This is a genomic window from Priestia sp. HNGD-A6, from assembly GCF_045784335.1.
Lineage (GTDB): Bacteria > Bacillota > Bacilli > Bacillales > Bacillaceae_H > Priestia > Priestia zanthoxyli.
Genome location: NZ_CP138621.1, coordinates 56,353 through 75,731 on the forward strand (window position 1 = coordinate 56,353; position 19,379 = coordinate 75,731).

The 19,379-nt window shown below is 39.3% G+C and carries 18 protein-coding genes; 15 read left to right on the forward strand and 3 right to left on the reverse strand.

The features are described from left to right. Positions 1-119: 119 nt before the first annotated feature. The gene (locus tag SCI76_RS00285; protein WP_013057405.1) at positions 120-320 is read right to left on the reverse strand and encodes a cold-shock protein; all 201 of its coding nucleotides are present in this window, start codon (positions 318-320) and stop codon (positions 120-122) included. A 345-nt stretch (positions 321-665) separates the two neighbouring features. Here SCI76_RS00285 and SCI76_RS00290 point away from each other — a divergent pair, with 345 nt between their 5' ends. The 14 genes from SCI76_RS00290 to SCI76_RS00355 all read left to right on the forward strand — a co-directional run bounded on the left by SCI76_RS00290 (position 666) and on the right by SCI76_RS00355 (position 16,852). Then, complete coding sequence (locus tag SCI76_RS00290; RefSeq protein ID WP_048019150.1) at positions 666-1,544, forward strand: NAD(P)-dependent oxidoreductase; 879 nt, start codon at positions 666-668, stop codon at positions 1,542-1,544. A 23-nt stretch (positions 1,545-1,567) separates the two neighbouring features. Beyond that, positions 1,568-2,362, forward strand: coding sequence for a GDSL-type esterase/lipase family protein (locus tag SCI76_RS00295; protein ID WP_033579231.1), 795 nt, complete (start codon positions 1,568-1,570; stop codon positions 2,360-2,362). Positions 2,363-2,375: 13 nt separating this feature from the next. Beyond that, on the forward strand, positions 2,376-3,287 hold the full coding sequence (locus SCI76_RS00300) for an ABC transporter ATP-binding protein (protein WP_014459750.1): 912 nt from the start codon (positions 2,376-2,378) through the stop codon (positions 3,285-3,287). After that, positions 3,280-4,260: an ABC transporter permease gene (locus SCI76_RS00305; protein ID WP_014459751.1), complete on the forward strand. Its 981-nt coding sequence runs from the start codon at positions 3,280-3,282 to the stop codon at positions 4,258-4,260. Before SCI76_RS00300 ends, SCI76_RS00305 begins: the two co-directional genes overlap by 8 nt. Before the next feature lie 397 nt (positions 4,261-4,657). Further along, positions 4,658-5,104 (forward strand): DUF6376 family protein, encoded by a 447-nt coding sequence (locus tag SCI76_RS00310; RefSeq protein WP_275211049.1) that lies wholly within the window; start codon positions 4,658-4,660, stop codon positions 5,102-5,104. Positions 5,105-5,731: 627 nt separating this feature from the next. Beyond that, positions 5,732-9,370 carry a multifunctional 2',3'-cyclic-nucleotide 2'-phosphodiesterase/3'-nucleotidase/5'-nucleotidase gene (locus tag SCI76_RS00315; RefSeq protein ID WP_275211050.1) on the forward strand — a complete coding sequence of 1,213 codons (3,639 nt, stop codon included), beginning with the start codon at positions 5,732-5,734 and terminating at the stop codon, positions 9,368-9,370. 285 nt (positions 9,371-9,655) lie between these two features. Next, the gene (locus SCI76_RS00320) at positions 9,656-10,252 is read left to right on the forward strand and encodes a TerD family protein (protein ID WP_028408239.1); all 597 of its coding nucleotides are present in this window, start codon (positions 9,656-9,658) and stop codon (positions 10,250-10,252) included. A gap of 23 nt (positions 10,253-10,275) precedes the next feature. Further along, positions 10,276-10,854: a TerD family protein gene (locus SCI76_RS00325; RefSeq protein WP_025751616.1), complete on the forward strand. Its 579-nt coding sequence runs from the start codon at positions 10,276-10,278 to the stop codon at positions 10,852-10,854. A gap of 35 nt (positions 10,855-10,889) precedes the next feature. Further along, positions 10,890-11,468 (forward strand): TerD family protein, encoded by a 579-nt coding sequence (locus SCI76_RS00330; protein ID WP_153252980.1) that lies wholly within the window; start codon positions 10,890-10,892, stop codon positions 11,466-11,468. Between the two features lie 94 nt (positions 11,469-11,562). Next, complete coding sequence (locus SCI76_RS00335) at positions 11,563-13,179, forward strand: YceG family protein (RefSeq protein WP_275211051.1); 1,617 nt, start codon at positions 11,563-11,565, stop codon at positions 13,177-13,179. An 18-nt stretch (positions 13,180-13,197) separates the two neighbouring features. Beyond that, on the forward strand, positions 13,198-14,289 hold the full coding sequence (locus SCI76_RS00340; RefSeq protein WP_048019155.1) for a toxic anion resistance protein: 1,092 nt from the start codon (positions 13,198-13,200) through the stop codon (positions 14,287-14,289). A gap of 274 nt (positions 14,290-14,563) precedes the next feature. Beyond that, entirely contained in the window at positions 14,564-15,334 is a 771-nt protein-coding gene (locus SCI76_RS00345; RefSeq protein ID WP_048019156.1) for a DeoR/GlpR family DNA-binding transcription regulator, read from the forward strand. Beyond that, positions 15,331-16,365 (forward strand): oxidoreductase, encoded by a 1,035-nt coding sequence (locus SCI76_RS00350; protein ID WP_048019157.1) that lies wholly within the window; start codon positions 15,331-15,333, stop codon positions 16,363-16,365. The genes SCI76_RS00345 and SCI76_RS00350 overlap by 4 nt, the downstream gene beginning before the upstream one ends. A gap of 13 nt (positions 16,366-16,378) precedes the next feature. Next, positions 16,379-16,852 carry a heme-degrading domain-containing protein gene (locus SCI76_RS00355; protein ID WP_045291802.1) on the forward strand — a complete coding sequence of 158 codons (474 nt, stop codon included), beginning with the start codon at positions 16,379-16,381 and terminating at the stop codon, positions 16,850-16,852. Between the two features lie 36 nt (positions 16,853-16,888). On the opposite strand, the gene SCI76_RS00360 is transcribed toward SCI76_RS00355, so the two are convergent. Both SCI76_RS00360 and SCI76_RS00365 read right to left on the reverse strand, forming a co-directional pair. Continuing rightward, positions 16,889-18,148 (reverse strand): erythromycin esterase family protein, encoded by a 1,260-nt coding sequence (locus SCI76_RS00360; protein WP_048019158.1) that lies wholly within the window; start codon positions 18,146-18,148, stop codon positions 16,889-16,891. Positions 18,149-18,234: 86 nt separating this feature from the next. Then, positions 18,235-18,393, reverse strand: coding sequence for a hypothetical protein (locus SCI76_RS00365; protein ID WP_014459762.1), 159 nt, complete (start codon positions 18,391-18,393; stop codon positions 18,235-18,237). 169 nt (positions 18,394-18,562) lie between these two features. Between SCI76_RS00365 and SCI76_RS00370 the strand changes: the two genes are divergently transcribed. Beyond that, positions 18,563-19,324, forward strand: a complete 762-nt coding sequence (locus SCI76_RS00370) for an exodeoxyribonuclease III (RefSeq protein WP_048019159.1) — start codon at positions 18,563-18,565, stop codon at positions 19,322-19,324. Positions 19,325-19,379: the final 55 nt, after the last annotated feature.

The window sequence follows — 19,379 nt, forward strand, 5'->3', positions numbered from 1 at the left end:
ACCATTAACTTTACTTCTGTATTTGTACCGACTGGCCCTGTTGAAAAACAGGGCTTTTTTATGTTTGTGCACAAAAAAACAGATCCTTTAAAGGATCTGTTTCTGATATGTTGTGTTTCTTATGCTTTTTGAACGTTAGCAGCTTGAGGTCCGCGTTGACCTTGTTCTACGTCAAATGTTACAGCTTGACCTTCGTCTAAAGATTTGAAGCCTTCGCTTTGGATTGCTGAGAAGTGTACGAATACATCGTCTCCACCTTCGCGCTCGATGAATCCAAAACCTTTTTCTGCGTTAAACCATTTTACTTTACCTTGTTCCATAATTGTTGCCTCCTCGTGCGGACTCGCACATTGTGGTACTATTCTTGCTCAAATCTAAAGACGAAAAGTGACAATACTCATACATCCCCACCGAACAAAAATAATTCTCTTATATCTTAGCAGAAATTTCCTATGCTTGCAAGCGCTTTATTTAAAAACTATCCGTATTTTTTTGACAAGTTTTTCATAAGACACGTCTAAAAAATGTCACATTTTGAACATTTTAGAAAGGCTATTCTTTGTATTCGCTTTTACTGTAGTTATATAATAATGAAAATATGGTTTTTCTAAAGGTAGAAAACAAGTATAAATGTACATACTGAGCGCTGAAATGGAGTGGTAAAGATGAAAGTGGGTTTAATTGGTTTAGGAAATATGGGATTACCGATGGCGGAAAATATGATAAAAGCGGGTCATGAACTTGTGATTTATAACCGAACTGCTTCAAAGGCGGAAAGTCTTGTGAAAAAAGGAGCAAAGGTTGTAGAGACACCTGCCCAAGCAGCACAAGAAGCGAATCTTGTCTTTACGATTCTTTCCAATGACGAGGCTTTAGAAGAAGTAACGATGTCACAAGACGGTATACTTGCAGGCCTCCAAGAAGGCGGTATTCACGTTTCTGTGAGTACTATTAGCGTAGATTTGTCCGAAAAATTAACAAGCGCACATGCTGCATCAGGACAGCATTTTGTTGCAGCGACCGTTTTAGGGCGCCCCGACGCAGCAGATGCTGCGGCTCTCAAAGTAATAGTTGCAGGTAATAAAGAACCAAGAGAGCACGTTTGGCCGCTGTTTGAAGCGATTGGTCAAACTATTTTTACTGTAGGAGACGAGCCTTACTTATCAAATGTAGCTAAGCTTGGCAATAATTTTTTACTAGTATCGATGTTAGAAGCCATTTCTGAAGCAGTAGTCATGGTAGAGCAGTACGGGATGCAAGCGGAGCAGTTTCTTGAAGTGGTTAACAGCTTATTTGCATCTCCTGTGTATAAAAATTACGGCAATTTAATTGCTAAAAGAGACTTTGATCCAGCCGGATTTAAGCTGGAGCTTGGATTAAAAGATGTAAACTTGGCTATTGATGCAGCCAAAAAAGTGTCCGCGCCGCTTCCGTTAGGAGAGCTTGTGAAAGGTCATTATGAACAAGGAATTGAAAATGGCTGGGGTCATTTAGACTGGTCGGCGTTACTAAAAACAGTTGAAGCTCTAAAAAAAGATAACTAAAAAGACGAAAAGGAGTGCAGCCAGTGAAAGCGAAAGGAAAGTGGGTATGGATCGTATCCTTTATTTCAATTATTTCGTGTCTGCTGTTTGCAGCAGGGCTTGGAATGTCTATTTATGATTATGTTAGCGCCTCAAAAGCTACTGTAAAAGAAATGCCAAAGCCGAAGCAAGAAACAAGCAGCAGTAACAAAAGTACCAAAAATTATACGATTGTTGCTTTAGGAGATTCACTGACAAGAGGAACAGGAGACGCAGCGGGAAAAGGATACGTTGGGTATTTAAAAGATAATCTTGAAGAAAAAACGAAGAAAAAAATCCTCTTAAGTAACTTTGGAATAAAAGGTCAAACGTCTTCGCAGCTGGCAAGTCAAGTAAAGCAGCAGCAAATTCAGCGGCAGATTAAGTCTGCAGATACCGTGCTGATTACGATTGGCGGAAATGACTTATTTCAAGGTGGACAAACGCTGCAAAACTTAAATAAAAACAATATTCAAAAGCTAGAAAATGACTATTTAAAAAACGTAGACAGCATCTTAAAAAGCATCCGTTCGGCAAATAAAGACGCAACGATTTTTTTAATTGGTTTATATAATCCGTTTAGTAACCTGCAAGATGCAAAAACGACAACGGCTATTGTACGAGAATGGAATTATAAAAGCAGTGAATTAAGCGCTAATTATAAGCAAACTGTTTTTGTTCCGACCTTTGATTTGTTTCAGCTAAAGGTAGATGACTACTTATATACTGATAAGTTTCATCCGAATGCAAAAGGCTACAAGCTGATCGCAGAACGTGTAGCATCGCTTATTACGTGGTAAGGGAGGGAATGATATGAGTGAAGTAACACTTTCAGTAAAAGGCCTGAGAAAAGTAATAGGAAAACGTGAAATCATCAAAAATATTGATTTTGAATTAAAAAGAGGCGAAGTGTTCGGTTTTTTAGGACCCAATGGAGCCGGTAAAACGACAACGATTCGAATGCTTGTCGGCTTGATTCGCCCGACGGCTGGTTCCATTTCTATCTGTGGATACAGCGTATCGAAGCAGTTTACAAAAGCGATGGAGCATATCGGCTGTATTGTTGAAAATCCTGAGCTGTATCCATACTTAAGCGGCTGGGAAAATCTGCAGCATTTTTCACGTATGATTCCTTCTATGACGGAAGAACGCATTCATGAAGTTGTGGCATTAGTTGGCTTGCAAGAGCGCATCCACGACTTAGTTCGCACGTATTCGTTAGGCATGAGGCAGCGTTTAGGAATTGCGCAAGCGCTTCTCGGAAAACCAAAAGTGCTCATTTTAGATGAGCCAACGAACGGACTCGACCCATCTGGGATTCGGGACATGCGTAAATTTATTCGCTTTTTAGCTGAAAGTGAAGGTCTAAGCGTCTTAGTATCGAGTCATTTGCTGAGCGAGATTCAGCTGATGTGTGACCGAGTAGCGATTATTGCAAAAGGAGAAGTTATTCACACAGAATCGGTGAAGACCCTGTTAACTCAGCAGGAGCGCTTACTGTGGAAGCTAGATCCGCAGCCAGCGGGAATAGACGTCTTAAAACAAGTGACGGACTTTGTGCAAGTGCAGGGAGAATATGTCACGACGTTTTATGAGGAAGCTGAAGTGGGAGAGTGGAACAAACAGCTCATTCAAGCAGGAGTAACGGTAAAAGAAATGAACCGAAAGCTTCCGACTCTTGAAGATTTATTTATCGAAATGACAGGAGGCGAATCGATTGATTAGTTTGGTTCAAAATGAAATGATCAAGCTCGTTCGAAAAAAGCGCCTGTTAATCGTTACCCTTATTATGGGCGTTTTGATTTCCATGTTCACCTATGCTCAGCTTCGCGAAACGCAGCGCCTTCAAGAAAAGCTAGGAACGACTGATTGGCGCAGTACGCTGCAGCAAGAAATTATCGATACGCAAAACCGGCTGAGCGGAAGCCAAATTTCAGATGATTGGCGCAAGCAGCTTGAAATTCGCGTGGCGCAGCAGCAGTATTACTTAGATAACGATATTAATCCTTCGGAACCAGGAGCCCCAACGTTTGTGCGAGGGTTCATTGAAAACGCCATTCAGCTTTTGCTGCCGCTGATGATTATGATTATTGCAGCGGATTTAGTGTCTTCAGAATACAGCTTGGGATCCATCAAGGTACTGTTGACGAGGCCTGTGAAACGGTGGAAAATCCTGCTTAGTAAATACATCACGCTCGTCATGTCCGTCTCGTTTTTAATTTTAATGTTTGGCGTTTTGTCGTATCTCATTTCTGGCGTTGTATTTGGATTTAAAGGCTGGACAGCGCCTATTCTTACGGGATTTAGCGTGCAGGGCAATGATTTGAATACAGCGGACGTTCATTTAATTTCGCAGTGGAGATATATTTTAATGGAATTTGGCCTTGCTTGGTTTGTATCCCTGGTGGTTGGAACGCTTGCTTTTATGCTGTCCGTTTTAATTAAAAGTACGGCTGCTGGTATGGGTGTGATGCTTGCTTGTTTGATTGCAGGTACGATTTTAAGCAGTATGGTTTCTTCGTGGAATTCAGCTAAGTACTTGTTTATGGTCAATTTAAATTTAACTTCTTACCTGCAAGGCACAGCTCCTCCGACTGAAGGAATGACACTAGGATTTTCCTTAGGTGTTTTAACCATTTGGGGACTTGCCGGGCTGCTCGTGTCGTTTCTGGTATTTACCAAAAAAGATGTGTATTAATTCCATATAAGTTGACGATAATCAGGAACATACGTTATGATTGTGTTAACAAAAAATGCTGTTTTGCTCAAAGGGGAGTAGCTCTTGCAGTAAAGTCGTCATTTCGAGATTATTATCTCCGGCTTTATTGACAATGCAAATTGTTAGCGAGACCTTTGCCAATGTTGCCATTGGTAAAGGTCTGGATACAAACACCTTTACCACATATGGTAAAGGTGTTTTTTGTTATTTCAAAAGAAGAGAGGAGCTTAAAAATGTCAAAACTATCGAGACTGTTAAAAAGCCCCGCTGTGAAAAAAGGAATAAAAAAAGCTGTACCCATTATTATGAAAGAGTTAAAGAAACGAAAATCGAAAAGAAGATAGCAGAAAAGAAAATAAGAAAGGTTGAGTGCTAAGTGAAAAAGTGGATGCTGGTCATGTCAACTGCTGTTCTCTTTATGGTCGGCGGCTGTTCTTTTCTTGAAGATACAAGCAGTACGTTGAACTACGCAAACGATGCGAAAGATTACGTGAGTGAAGCTCAAAAGTTTGCTGAAGAAATACCGGCTCTAGCGGAAAAAGCTGTTAATGACGATGAGGCAATAAAAAAGCTCGAGCAAAAGCTGCAGGAAATGAAAGGGAAAGCCGAAGAATTTAATCAAACCAAAGCTCCTGACATCGCTTCTGATGTGCACGATCAGCTTGTGCAGCAAAACGAAAAAATCATTAGTGGAATTGAAGCGTATGAAGCCAATATAAAGGATGGCAGCTTCAATCCAGAAGCGCTAAAAAACAGTGAATTGTTTCAATCAATTCAAGATGTATCAAGTATTATGAAACAAATTAAAGAATTAGGTCAGTAAAAAAACAAACCTGGGACAAAAGTGTGCTAATTGAAGAAAATCCGAACGATGAATCACGATTCTTGATGGAGAATCAACTTCGTTCGGATTTTTTTATTTGTAGGGTGAACGTAGGTTTCATGTGTATAGATGCTTTAGATTGGATTGATATAGTAGGTATGCCTTATAATTCAATCTCGTTTCCATGTTATAAATGTAAAATTATATAAATATATCTATTTATTAGAAGGGAAAACCTTCTCTTTCTTTTTTATATCTACGAAATTTTGTTAGAAGCTGTGACAAACTTAATGTCTGCTTTTCATATCCTATGTATAGTACATATATACACACCGCTTGAAATAAATTTTTTTTGAATGAAAAGAGAACGTGGGAACGTTGATGCATTAGGTAATAAGACTCATTTAAAAAGGAGGGTTCATCCAATTAATAAAAACTATAGTCCTTTGTTTTAAAGAGAGAAACTAAAAAAAATTTTTCGGTTTACAAAAAGTTAATAAAACGCATACAAATGGTTTACTAAAAAATCAAAAAATTTACATCCTTTATAAATCTTTTCTGCTATACTATTTTTGAACAGTTGCTAGATTTATAGCGATGATAACTTACTTGAAAGGTGAATGGTAGATGAAAAAGAACAAACGCAGCAAAACGAAGAAAATACTAACTACATCACTGGCACTTTCTTTATTATCAATGCCGCTTCTAACTACACAGGCAGGAGCAGAAGAACGTCACCCTGGACAAAGCTCACAGCAAAGCAAGCATCAAGGCCACAATAAAAAAGATGCACTTGTGAATATACGCCTGATGGAAACAACTGATGTTCATACGAATCTATTAAACTATGATTATTTCAAAGACGCCCCTTATGAAAAAGTAGGTTTAGCTAAAACCGCTACCTTAATCAAAAATGCTCGAAAAGAAGTAAAAAACAGCTTATTAGTAGATAACGGAGACCTCATTCAAGGAACGCCTCTAGGCACGTATAAAGCCAAGATTAACCCGCTGAAAAAAGGTGAAGTTCATCCTGTATTTAAAGCCATGAATCAGCTGGATTACGATATTGCAACACTTGGAAATCATGAGTTCAACTACGGATTAGACTTTCTAAAAGAAGCGTACAACGACGCGAACTTTCCTTACATAAATGCCAATGTTTACGTTGATGATCATGACAACAACCCAAAAAATGACAAAAATAAATTTACGCCGTATAAAATTATGAATAAAAAAGTCGTCGATGAAAATGGAAAGAAACGAACGATTAAAGTTGGTTTCATTGGCTTTGTGCCTCCTCAAATTAACGATTGGGATAAAGCAAACCTTGACGGAAAAGTCATTACTAAAGGTATTGTAGAAACAGCCAACAAGTATATTCCAGAAATGAAGAAAAAAGGTGCGGACGTAGTTGTCGCGATGGCTCACTCTGGGTTTAGCAGCAATAAGCAAAACACGGAAGATGTCATTTACTCATTAAGTGAAGTAAAAGGCATTGATGCTATTACGTTTTCGCATACGCATAAAGTCTTCCCTGCTAAAACGGAAGCTTCGCTAGACGGTTTGTTCCTTGGAGCAGATAAAAAGCCTCTTCCTGGCGTTGATAATGCAAAAGGAACAATCAACGGCGTTCCGGCTGTCCAAGCAGGTTACGGCGGAGGGTCACTTGGTTTAATTGACTTAACGTTAAAAGAAGAAAAAGGAAAATGGAAAGTAGTAAACTCTCAATCGTCCACGCGTGAAACGTATAAAGACGTAAAAGATGCGTCAGGGAAAACGGTTACGCAAAGTACGGTAGAACCGGATAAAGGTGTTGTTAAAGCAGTTCAAAAAGATCACGATGCAACGGTTAAATATGTGAACACACCAATCGGTAAAACGACGGATGATATTCACAGCTATTTTTCTCTTGTGAAAGATGATCCCTCTATTCAAGTTGTAACAAATGCACAAAAAGACTACGTGGAAAAATACGTTTCTCAAAACAAGCCGGAATATAAAGACCTTCCGATTTTATCAGTGGGAGCGCCTTTTAAAGCAGGAAGAAACGGCGTTGATGAATATACGGAAATTAAAAAAGGGGATTTAACGATCCGAAGCGCTGGCGACCTGTATCTATATGACAACACGTTAAAAGCGGTTAAAGTAAAAGGTTCTGTTGTAAAAGACTGGATTGATATGTCTGCCGGTAAGTTTAATCAAATTACACCGAATAAAACAGAAGAGCAGGAATTATTAAACCCAAGCTTCCCTGTTTATAACTTCGACGTAATCGATGGCGTTCAATATCAAATTGACGTCACAAAACCGGCAAAATACGATGTGAATGGAAACGTGATTCACGCAGATTCAAGCCGAGTTGTTAACTTAACGTATAACGGTAAACCAGTTGATCCGAATCAAGAGTTTATTGTTGTAACAAATAACTACCGAGCTGGCGGAGGCGGAAACTTCCCTGGTCTAAAAGGAAGCGAGCTTGTGGTGGATTCAGCGGATGAAAACCGTCAAATTCTAATGGACTACATCACCGAACAAAAAGAAATTACGCCGACAGCTGATGATAACTGGTCCATTGCACCAATTAACGGAACGGCTAATGTGACGTTCACAAGCTCACCGCGCGGAGAAAGCTATTTAACTGAAGGAAGTAACATTACGTATACAAATAAAACGGACGACAAAGGATTCGGCATTTACAAAATTAATTTAAACGGCGAATCAAAAGATAATACAAAGATTCAGCTGTTAGGCATGAACGACCTTCACGGTCAGCTTGATACAGATACAAAAATCAATTCAAATGGCCAATCGCTGTTAGCTGGAAATATGAAATATACAGCAGCAGCTATTCGTAAACAAGAAGCTGAAAATCCGAATACGCTTTTAGTTCATGCAGGAGACATGATTGGCGGAAGTCCGCTAGTTTCAGCGCTGTTTCAAGACGAGCCAACGGTTGAAGTGATGGAATCGCTTGGATTTGATGTAGGGACGCTTGGAAACCATGAGTTTGATGAAGGTATTGCTGAGCTTCACCGTATGATTGAAGGCGGAGACCATCCAAAAGGAACAAAAGGATACGACGGCATGAATTTCCCAGTAGTAGCGGCAAATGCTTATGACACTTCAACGAATAAATTAATTACAGAACCTTATGCGATAAAAGAAGTAGGCGGCAAGAAAATCGGCTTCATCGGCGTTGTAACACAAGAAACGCCAAGCATGATTGTTCGTAAAGGAAATGAAAACTTAAAAATTACGGACGAAGCAGAAGCAATTGATAAATATACGGCAGAGCTGAAAAAGAAGGGTATTAAAGCAATCGTTGTACTTGCTCATAATCCATCTAATCAAAATGGAACGTCTACCGAGTTTGATGCAGCAGATATCGCTAAAAAAGTTGACGATGAAGTTGACGTGATCTTTTCAGCTCACAATCACGTATACAACAACAAAGTAGTAGATAACAAACTAATCGTTCAAGCTTATTCATACGGCTCAGCGTTTTCTGACGTAGACGTTGAAATCGATAACACGGGTGACATCGTGAAAAAAGATGCAAAAATTGTGACCGTATACCAAAAAGACTATACGCCAGATCCTGAAGTTTCAAGCATTATGAAAAAGTACGAAGATTTAGCAGCGCCTATTAAAGCACAAGTGGTTGGGAATTCATCTACAGATTTGGCAAAAGGCTATCCGTCTAGCGGGCCAACAGGTGATATCGCGCTTGGAAACTTAATTGCTGACGGTATGAAAGCAGAAATGAACGCTGACTTTGCTTTAATGAATGGCGGAGGCGTTCGTTCACAGCTTGATGCTGGTGATGTGACATACGGTGATTTGTTTGCGATTCAGCCGTTTGGCAACGTCTTAAATAAAGTAAAGCTAAGCGGAGCGGATTTAGAAACGGTGTTAAACAATCAAATTACATCATCTGGACTAGATTTCCATATTGCAGGCTTTAACTATACGTGGGATGGAAGCACAAATAAAGTAGTCGATATTACGCTACCAGATGGAAGTAAAATCGACAAAGAAAAAGAATATACGGTAGTAGTGAATAACTACATGTACGGAAATGAAAAATACGGGATTGGCGCACTTTCTTCAGATATGGAAGTGGGACCAGAAGATTTACAAGCAACGGTAAACTATATTAAAACACTTCAGAGCCCGTTTGAATACAAAGCTGAAGGTCGTATTCAAAACGTGGCAGCAGCTAAAACAGCTGAACAGCAAGAACCGACTTTAAAAATAGCTCAATAAGCCAAAAAAGGCTGTCTCATAACTCGGATTTCCGGTTTAGAGACAGCCTTTTTTTAATAGTTTAACTTAAATTTTAAACTCTCAGTCAATGAATTTACGTTATAAAACATAGCTTAATTTTTGAAACAATCACCAAATTGTGGTATTCTCTCCATAAGAAGACTTACGTAAACGTTAAAAATAGTATCAAAGATTTCACTATTTTTTCATTTATCTACGCTATTATGTAAAGTTATATAGAACCTGTAAAAGAATGTGTTCGCTATAGTAAAGGAGTAAATAAACGTGGCTATTAATCTACAAAAAGGGCAGAAAATTGATTTAACAAAGGGAAGAGAAGGGTTATCTTCTATTACGGTTGGATTAGGATGGGATCCTGTAAAAAAACGCAGCTTTTTTGGTTTTGGAGGAAGCGGCCCAGAGATTGACTGCGATGCATCTGTTCTTATGCTCAATTCGAATGATAAGCTTGTAAGTAACTCAGCCGTTGTGTATTTTGGGAATCGTCATAGTAACTGTGGAAGCGTCAAGCATTCAGGCGATAATCTTACCGGAGCAGGTGAAGGGGACGATGAACAAATTTTTGTTAATTTAAAAAATGTTCCTGGAAACGTACATAAACTTGTGTTTGTAGTCAACATCTATCAGTGTGTTGAGCGAAACCAAGATTTCGGTATGATTAAAAATGCTTTTATCCGTGTTGTGGACAGTGCTAAAAACGAAGAGCTTGTACACTTTAATCTATCTGAAGATCATTCAGGAGCAACAGCTTTATTTGCAGGTGAAATTTATCGAGACGGAAAAGAGTGGAAGTTTTCAGCAACTGGAGATGCAACGAGAGATACTGGATTGGCTGAAATTGCAAATAAATATACAAAATAAACAACTAGAAAAGAGGGAATAACATGGCTATTAATCTTTCAAAAGGACAAAAAGTAGATTTAACAAAAACAAATCCAGGATTAACAAACGTAGTAGTAGGTCTTGGGTGGGATGTAAATAAGTATGACGGTGGAAACGATTTTGATTTAGATTCATCTGTCTTTTTATTAAACGGAGCGGGAAAATGCGCTTCAGAATCTGATTTTATTTTTTACAATAATACGACGGGTGCAAACGGAGCGGTTGAGCATACCGGAGATAACCGTACAGGCGTAGGTGAAGGAGACGATGAGCAGGTTCAAGTAGATTTGAAAAATGTGCCTCAATCTATTGAACGTATTGCGTTTACCATTACGATCCATGAAGGGGAAGCACGCGGTCAAAACTTTGGCCAAGTAAGCAACGCCTACGTTCGTATTTTAAATGCAACAAATGACGAAGAGTTAATTCGTTATGATTTAGGTGAAGACTTCTCGATCGAAACAGCGGTCGTGGTAGGCGAGCTGTATCGACACGGTGGAGAATGGAAGTTCAATGCTATTGGCAGCGGCTATCAAGGCGGCTTAGCGGCACTTGTAAACGACTTTGGTTTAAACGCCTAATCATTAAAGTAAGAAAATGTACGGAGGATGTTTTTATGTCAATTTCTTTATCAAAAGGTCAGCGCATTGACCTAACCAAAACGAACCCAGGCTTAACAAAAGTAATAGTAGGTCTTGGGTGGGATACAAATAAATATGCTGGATCTCAAGATTTCGATTTAGATGCATGTGCATTTTTAGCCAATAAATCAAGCCAAGTTGTAAATGACGAAGAGTTTGTTTTTTACAACAATTTAAAAAGTCCAAACGGAGCTGTGGAGCATACCGGTGACAACCGTACAGGTGCAGGAGATGGAGACGATGAGCAAATCGCCGTTGATTTTTCTCTTCTTCCTGACCACGTTGAAAAAATCGGAATTAGCGTCACGATTCACGATGCAGATGCTCGCGGACAAAACTTTGGACAAGTATCCAACGCGTTTGTTCGTCTCATTGACGCCCAAACAAATAAAGAAGTGCTTCGTTATGATTTAGGCGAAGATTTTTCAATCGAAACAGCTGTTGTGGTGTGTGAGCTATACAAGCACGGAAACGACTGGAAATTTAATGCCATTGGCAGCGGTTTTTCTGGCGGATTGGCCGATCTTTGCCGCAACTACGGACTATCCGTATAAAAAAGACGCGGGATAAGTGAAAAGGAAAGGGTGCTTTAACGAGTACCCTTTCTTTTTAGCATGTATATGTCTGAAAAGAAAGGAGCTGTAAGGTGTGAGTAAATTAATTGATCCTCATATGATTAATCTTAACGAGCAGGATGGAACTTCTCTTTTTTCTAAAGATGTTTCTCTGCGAGGTGACTTTATACAAAATGAGCAGCAAACTACCTATAAACAAGTGGCAGGCAGATATTTAGGCACTCATCTTGATGCGGACGAGTACGCAGATTTTCTTTATGAACTTGCGCATTCATCACCATCAATTATTGTCTTGCAAGATAAGCTTGATAAGTCCATTTCTAATGATAGATTAAAAGAAGTACAAACGATCCTTAAAATTAATCAAGAAGAGCACGGCCTTTCTGTCAATCGGCTATTTGCTTTTTTAGAAGGAAAAAAGCTGATCGTGAAGTCAGAAAATCCCGCTATACATAGAAGAGTACGTGAGAAATTTATTGAAACGTTAACGTGTTTTAAAGAACAGCACGCAGAGGGCTTTATGGACGGGCATTTTCAACGCGTATTAATCGATTTAATAAAGTGGCAGTGGAATCATGTAAAACCTTGGATGGTCGATAAAGCATTTCCTGAGCACGCGCCTCGCATCATGTGGTATGGGGATGCAAATAAAAGCGAGCAGTATTTTCTCCATTATTTAATTTTACTAGGTTTTGACGTCCTTACCTTTCATCCAGAAGGAAAGGATCATTTAAAAGAAGTAGATAAGAATCAGCATTTAACAACGGTTTATACGTTTCCTTCTACTAGCTCGCTTGTACCTTTTCCAACGGATAAACCGGTTCGAAAAGGTACGGTAGCATTTCGAGCTTCTCAAGAAATTGAGCAAGTGCTTCATTCAGAGGAGTCCATGCTGTATAAACCTTGGCAATTTCGTTCGTATTTTCCAACTTCAGTTACTCTTAAAACGACGTATGATGAAATCTTTTTATTAATGAGAGAACGGGCGTTTATTCGTCCTAATTTTCAAGTGTCCAAGCCATATGTACACGTGCCGGTCTTGTTTTCAAAAGTACTTGGTATCTCTAAAAACCGAAAAGAGTACTGGAGTAAAGTTCATGAGCTCATGCAAACGGAAGATGAGTTAGCTCTGACGATTGATTCTGTTCCTTTTGCTAAAAAAATAGAAGGAAATAATCACTTTCACTATCAAGGAGCTCTCGGAAGTGATGGCACGCTCAGTCCTGATAGAATGATTGAAAGCAACTGGTGGCGCTATAAAGAGCTGCCTATCGGGCTTCAGCAAGGGCTCGCTGCAGCTATTTCTAGGTACTGTGCACATTCAAAGCTTCTTCGGTTAGATCATGAAGATGCGTATCAGCATCAAATGTACTTGTTTAATCAGTCGTTGAAGCTTCCAAACAACGTGCTTCGCATGCTTCAAAAGTTTGATTATACGCAGCATGTACCCCGTCTCATTATTTATCATGGAAATGAACGAGAAGCGTTTACGCGTGAAGATGCAGCTTTACTGCTTCTATTAAATGAATTCGGCGTTGATATTGTTCTCTTTAATCCGACGGGTCAACTGGATATAGAAGCGTTCGTCGAAGAAAAGTATTTCGATATGCACTGGCTAGAAGATATTAGCTTTAATGAAGAATTCAAAGAGCCGTCGCTCATTCAAAAATGGTTAAAACGAATCTTTTAAAGAAAGAAGGGTTTTTAAATGGCAACAAACGAATTACAGCCTTTAGATGTAAACGAAGCCGAAGAAGTTTTAGAAACAAAGCCTAACGAAGTAAAAGCAAAACTGCGAGAAGAGCCGGAAGTACGTCGCTTAGCAGAACAAATTGATTATAAAAATCAGCTGGCTTTACTTGAGTATGGTAAAGAAACAGCCAATGAAATTTCCTCTTTTTCCGGAAAAGTGCTCAGTACAATTAAATCGTCTAGCATGGAAGAGTCAAGTCAATTATTAAAGCAGCTTGGAAAGATTATGGACAAATTTGATGCAAAGGATTTTGTTGAAGATAAAGGGTTTTTCTCTAAGCTTTTTAAACGCGGTCAAAAAATAGTGGACAAGCTCTTTCAAAAATATGAGACGATGGGCTCTGAAATTGATAAAGTATATGTTGAAATCACAAAATATGAAACCGAAATGAAGCATTCAACCACAACGCTTGAACAGCTTTACGAGCAAAACTATCAGTATTATATGGAGCTTGAAAAATACATTGTAGCGGGCGAAGTGAAAGTAGAAGAGTTAAAACAAGAGCTAAAGGTGCTTGAAGAAAGAGCGTCGAGTGGAAATCAGCTGGCGGCAATGGAGCTTCAAACCTTAAAAAATGCAGTTGAGCTGATGGAGCAGCGATTATATGATTTAGAAATGGCAAAACAAGTATCTTATCAATCCGCTCCTCAAATTCGCATGCTGCAGCGAGGAAATACAAAGCTGATCGGCAAAATCAATTCGGCGTTTATTACAACGATTCCCATTTTTAAAAATGGACTCATTAATGCCATTGCAGCAAAGCGTCAAAATTTAGTAGCGGAGTCTATGAACGAATTAGACAAACGCACAAATGAGCTGCTCATTCGAAATGCAGAAAATATTTCACAGCAAAGTGTTAAAATCGCCAAAATGTCCGGTACCCCTAGCGTAAAAGTAGAAACGATGGAACAAACGTGGAATATTATTATGAAAGGAATGCAGGAAACAAAAGCAATTGAAGAAGAAAATAAACGCCTTCGTGAAGAAGGACTTGTTCGCTTGGAGCAATTTCAAGAAAACTTCAAGGCGCTTGAACATAAGATGTAACGAAAAAGCGGGAATCTTTACGATTCCTGCTTTTTTTGCATATACGTTTGCTAGAAGTCTGATCTACAAGCGATTAGTGAAAAGCGTGAAAGGGTATCAGATATAAAAGAAGTATTATCCAAAATAAGATAGTTATTTCCAAAAGGCGTTCGTGTACGTTTATAATTTAAGTTAAAAATGCAAAAAACTTAATTATTTTAAGTTTTTTGCTGGTTTTTAACTTTTCTTTGCGCTACAATTAGCTCATATCAAAGTAAAAAAGGAGGGTATTCGGGTGTATCAAGAACAGCGCATGAGTGCGATTATTGAATACCTTCACACACACCGCACGATTACATTAGACGAAATTTGCGATATGTTCACCGTTTCAAAAGATACGGCGAGGCGTGATTTAGTCAAGCTTGAAGAAAACGGCGAGGTTATGAGAGTTAAAGGCGGAGCAACGCTATCGTCAAGTCATATCATTGATTACAGTGAACGGACGCCTACCAAAGCGAAAGAACAAATTGCTAAAGAAGCAGCTGCGTTAATGTCGGAGGGGTATGACGTGCTTTTAGATACGTCCTCGACCATCGCACTGATGGCGAAGTACATGGATGTAAAGCATGTAAACGTTATTACAAATTCCATTGATAATGTGGATTTGCTCGATCAATATACCCCGTGTGATACGTTTTTGCTGCCGGGCAAGTTTAACGGGAAAAACCGTAACGTCACCGGGCCAAGAACGATTTCTACGTTGCAGGAATACAAAGTAGATCAGCTGTTTTTAGGTACGTGCGGCGTTGGTGCAGATGGTATTACGTCTCCAAGTGAAGAAGAAGCGTTTTTAAAAAGACAGATGATTCAATGTGCAAGACAAGTGATTATGCTTGCGGATCATACGAAGTTTGAACGTGAATTTTTACATCGAGTATGTGATATGAGCGACATTGATATCTTAATTACAAATAAAGACCCAGAAGCGGATGTAAAAGAAAAAATAGAACAAAATCAAGTGCGGCTTATCGTCACAGATTTTGATAAAGGAGAGGAAAAACGATGAAAAAAATAAAAGTAGGATTAGTAGGATACGGATTTTCAGCAACGGTCTTTCACACGCCGCTTTTAAGCGTGTTAGACGAATTTCATATTTCAAAGGTAATGAGTTCAAATCCTGAAAAAGTAAAGAGCGACTTAGAAGATGTTGAAGTAGTGAGCACTCTGTCTGAACTTCTAGAAGATGACAGCATTGATTTAGTGATTATTACAACGCCTAGCGGCATGCACTATGAAATGGTGAAAGACGCACTACGCGCAGGCAAGCATGTAATTGTTGAAAAGCCGATGGTCGTATCAAAAAAAGAAGCAAATGAATTAATTCAATTAGCAAAAGAACAAGGTGTTCAACTAAGCGTCTATCATAACCGCAGATGGGATAATGATTATTTGACGGTGAAACAGCTGATTGAAGAAGGGAAATTAGGCGACGTTAAAATGTATGAAGCTCATTTTGACCGCTATCGTCCAGCTGTTCGAGACCGTTGGAGAGAGAATGAAGGACCTGGATCAGGAGCGCTTTACGATTTAGGATCTCATTTAATTGACCAAGCTTTACACCTTTTTGGAATGCCTGAATTTGTTCAAGCTGATGTATTTGGTCAGCGAGATCATGCACGTACGGATGATTACTTCCACGTAGTGCTTGGATACGGTTCTCTTCGCGTTATTTTACATTCAAGCGCCATTGTGCCAAGCAACGGGCCGCGCTTTCAAGTTCACGGAACAAAAGCAAGCTATATCAAATACGGAATTGACGGCCAAGAAGATATGCTAAGAGCCGGCAAGAAGCCTGTGGATGATACGTGGGGAGCAGATCATCCTGAACACTACGGTAAGCTGACAACGGGCGAAGGAGAAACAACAGAAATTGAAACGCTGCAAGGTTCTTATGTGACGTATTATCAAAAAATTGCCGACAGCCTGCTTCGAGGAGAAAAACTTCCGGTTTCAGCAGAAGAAGCTCGTGACGTGGTTAAAGTTATCGAAGCGGCATTTGAAAGCAGCAAAGAAAAACGAGCGGTTTATTTTAACTAAGGAGCGAGAAACAGTGAGTAATCATTCGGTAGAGACGCTGCTTGAAAAAGTAGTTCAACAGGAAAAAGAACTAATCTTTCATCAATTTACAAATGACCAAGCTTTGCAGATGGGAACAGCAATTATTAATGAAGCAAAAAGTAAGGGTAAGGCAGTAACTGTAAGTATTAAACGAAATGGTCAAACTCTCTTTCACCATGCGATGGAAGGGGCCATTCCCGATCACGAAGAATGGATTAAACGAAAATCAAACACCGTTCTTCGCCATCATCACAGCTCATATTATATGAAGCTGTACTGCGAGTTAAAAGATCGTTCTTACGCGCAGTTTTATGCAGCGAACCCTCAGGAATTCGAAGCGGTAGGCGGGTCATTTCCGATTTCGGTTAAAAACGTCGGTGTAATTGGAACCATCACCGTATCAGGCATGTCACAAGAAGAAGATCATGCACTGGTGACCGATACGATTCGTAGCTTTTTGCAATAAAAATAAGCGGACTTCGTTGGAAGTCCGCTTATTTAATTAAAAGATGAGTGGCGATAAGGCGTGTGTTTTTTCTACATAAATAAAAGCATCATATCGTTTTGACAAGCGAGAAGGAACATAATTTCCGTATTGTTCAATCTCTGGGTCATATACAACACCAATGGCACGGTGGCCTATCGTTGAATGAAAAAAATTTCGGTTTTCCTCTGTGAACATGAGATATTGATCAAAAGCACCTGCTCGGTGAATGGTATCTTCCCAGCTTCCTTCTATAGCTGGAGGAACGGTTAACTCCTGCTGAGGATTACCCCAGCTATCAGAAGCAATGACCGTGCCGTGATGAGTCCCGAATCCGACGGCGTAAACATGCTTCGGTCCGTATTCTTCACGGGTAAGCTGACCTACATTCACCATGCCGCTGCTTTTCATGTCCGTTGCTCTTGCATCTCCGATGTGAGTGTTATGCTCCCATACAATTCCTTTAGCGCTATCTTTGTAGTAAGCTTGAATATATTTTAAAGCTTCTACCATATGACGATCGCGAATATTCCACGATTCATTGTCGTTAGTAATCATCGTATGATAATAAGCTTCAGCATTGCTTGCTACCAGCGCATTTACCTGCATACTAAGCGCAGCCTCAGGCTCATGAGTATAGGTATCTTTCTTTTGCTGAATGGTTTGTAAAAGCTCTAAGATTTCTACCATGCAGTTCTTTCCGTAAAGGGCAGAAGAAATTCCGTACATCTGTGCTTCGCGATGAAAAGGTTCAAAGCATTCAAAGGCTTTTTTCGCTTTCTTTGCATCAGGAGCGTGATTGTTTTCTAAGTACTCAATAATAGCTTCCATCGATTCCCACAGGCTGTATACATCTAAGCCGTAAAAACCTACTTTCGGCTGATGTGCTGGTAAGTTGTTGTTATAATCCCGAAGCCATTCAATTAATTCTTTGATTTCTTGATTAGCCCACATCCATGAAGGCCAGCGGTTAAAAGTTTTTAAGACATCTTCGGCATTCGCGTATTGATTTGTATATCCTTTAATATAGCGATTAACTTCAAAACACGAAGGCCAGTCTCCTTCCACTGCTATAAAAGAAAAATCATGATGCTGAATTAATTCTTTCGTAATAGCTGCTCGAATTTTGTAAAATTCAGATGTACCGTGAGATGCTTCACCGAGAAGTACGTATTGAGCGCGGCTTGACTTGTTAATAAGCGGCAGTAAGTCATCGAAATTAGCAAAAGGCATAGAATGTTTTTTAATGGCTTCTATCATTTGAATGGTTTTTAGCATATGATCACCTTGTTTTTAAGAAATGGATAGCAAGAGCTTGAGAAAGCAAGTCTTGCTACCAGTTAACGGGTTTTTATTTTTATGAATTACCTGCTAAAGTGCTTAATGGCAGAATCATTTAAAGAAAAATCTTCTTTAGTAAGCGCCGTTTGATTCTGTGTTTCGCATTCTTTAGTAGGGTGCTCTTCTTTTTTAGAAACAGTAGAAACTTCTTCGTTATTTTCATACGTGTAGTTTGTTGACATTATGTTTCACCTCTTGTATCTAGTGTTTGAGGTACAGAAAATAAAATAAGAAGAAATATCAGGAATACCTTAAAAAGAAGGGTGCTCTTTAAATTATTTGAACTCGTGCAAAAAATTGTCTACACTAAACACTGATACATAAATCAAGTGAGGAGAACGTGGACAGTTTATGAAGTTGATTTCCTGGAACGTAAATGGCATTCGCGCGTGTGTGCGAAAAGGTTTTTTAGATTATTTTCAAGAAGTGGATGCAGATGTATTTTGTATTCAAGAGACGAAGCTGCAGGAAGGCCAAATTGATTTGCAGCTAGAAGGGTATTATCAGTATTGGAATTACGCCGTGAAAAAAGGCTATTCTGGAACGGCTGTTTTTACAAAGCAGAAGCCTTTATCGGTTTCATACGGTGTGGATAAAGAATCGGAAGACGAAGGACGTATCATTACGCTTGAATTTGAACAATGCTATGTAGTAAATGTGTATACGCCAAATTCTAAAAGAGATTTAGCAAGGCTTGAAGAAAGGCTTCAATGGGAAGACGATTTGCTCGTGTACTTAAACAAATTGAATAGCCGTAAAGCGGTGATTTTGTGCGGAGACTTAAACGTAGCACACGCAGAGATTGATTTGCGTAATCCAAAGCCAAACCGAGGAAATTCTGGTTTTACAATAGAAGAGCGAGGGAAAATGACGACGCTTCTTGCTAGCGGATTTCTTGATACATTTCGTTATTTGTATCCGAATCAAGAAGAAGCCTATACGTGGTGGTCGTATATGAACAAAGTGAGAGAACGAAATATCGGATGGCGCATTGATTATTTTATCGTATCGGAGAGAATCAAATCCGTTATTCAAGAAGCTATTATTCATCCGCATGTAATGGGAAGCGACCACTGTCCTGTGATGTTGGAATTAAATGTACCTCATCTATGATATCTTTCTATATAATAGAAGAAAAACGGAAAAAAGGTTGGTTCACGCGAACGGT

Coding starts and splice junctions, on each gene's coding strand:
- SCI76_RS00340 (WP_048019155.1), top strand. CDS start 13,198: ATGGCAACAAACGAATTACAGCCTTTAGATGTAAACGAAGCCGAAGAA.
- SCI76_RS00285 (WP_013057405.1), bottom strand. CDS start 320: ATGGAACAAGGTAAAGTAAAATGGTTTAACGCAGAAAAAGGTTTTGGA.
- SCI76_RS00350 (WP_048019157.1), top strand. CDS start 15,331: ATGAAAAAAATAAAAGTAGGATTAGTAGGATACGGATTTTCAGCAACG.
- SCI76_RS00360 (WP_048019158.1), bottom strand. CDS start 18,148: ATGCTAAAAACCATTCAAATGATAGAAGCCATTAAAAAACATTCTATG.
- SCI76_RS00370 (WP_048019159.1), top strand. CDS start 18,563: ATGAAGTTGATTTCCTGGAACGTAAATGGCATTCGCGCGTGTGTGCGA.
- SCI76_RS00315 (WP_275211050.1), top strand. CDS start 5,732: ATGAAAAAGAACAAACGCAGCAAAACGAAGAAAATACTAACTACATCA.
- SCI76_RS00330 (WP_153252980.1), top strand. CDS start 10,890: ATGTCAATTTCTTTATCAAAAGGTCAGCGCATTGACCTAACCAAAACG.
- SCI76_RS00290 (WP_048019150.1), top strand. CDS start 666: ATGAAAGTGGGTTTAATTGGTTTAGGAAATATGGGATTACCGATGGCG.
- SCI76_RS00365 (WP_014459762.1), bottom strand. CDS start 18,393: ATGTCAACAAACTACACGTATGAAAATAACGAAGAAGTTTCTACTGTT.
- SCI76_RS00300 (WP_014459750.1), top strand. CDS start 2,376: ATGAGTGAAGTAACACTTTCAGTAAAAGGCCTGAGAAAAGTAATAGGA.
- SCI76_RS00325 (WP_025751616.1), top strand. CDS start 10,276: ATGGCTATTAATCTTTCAAAAGGACAAAAAGTAGATTTAACAAAAACA.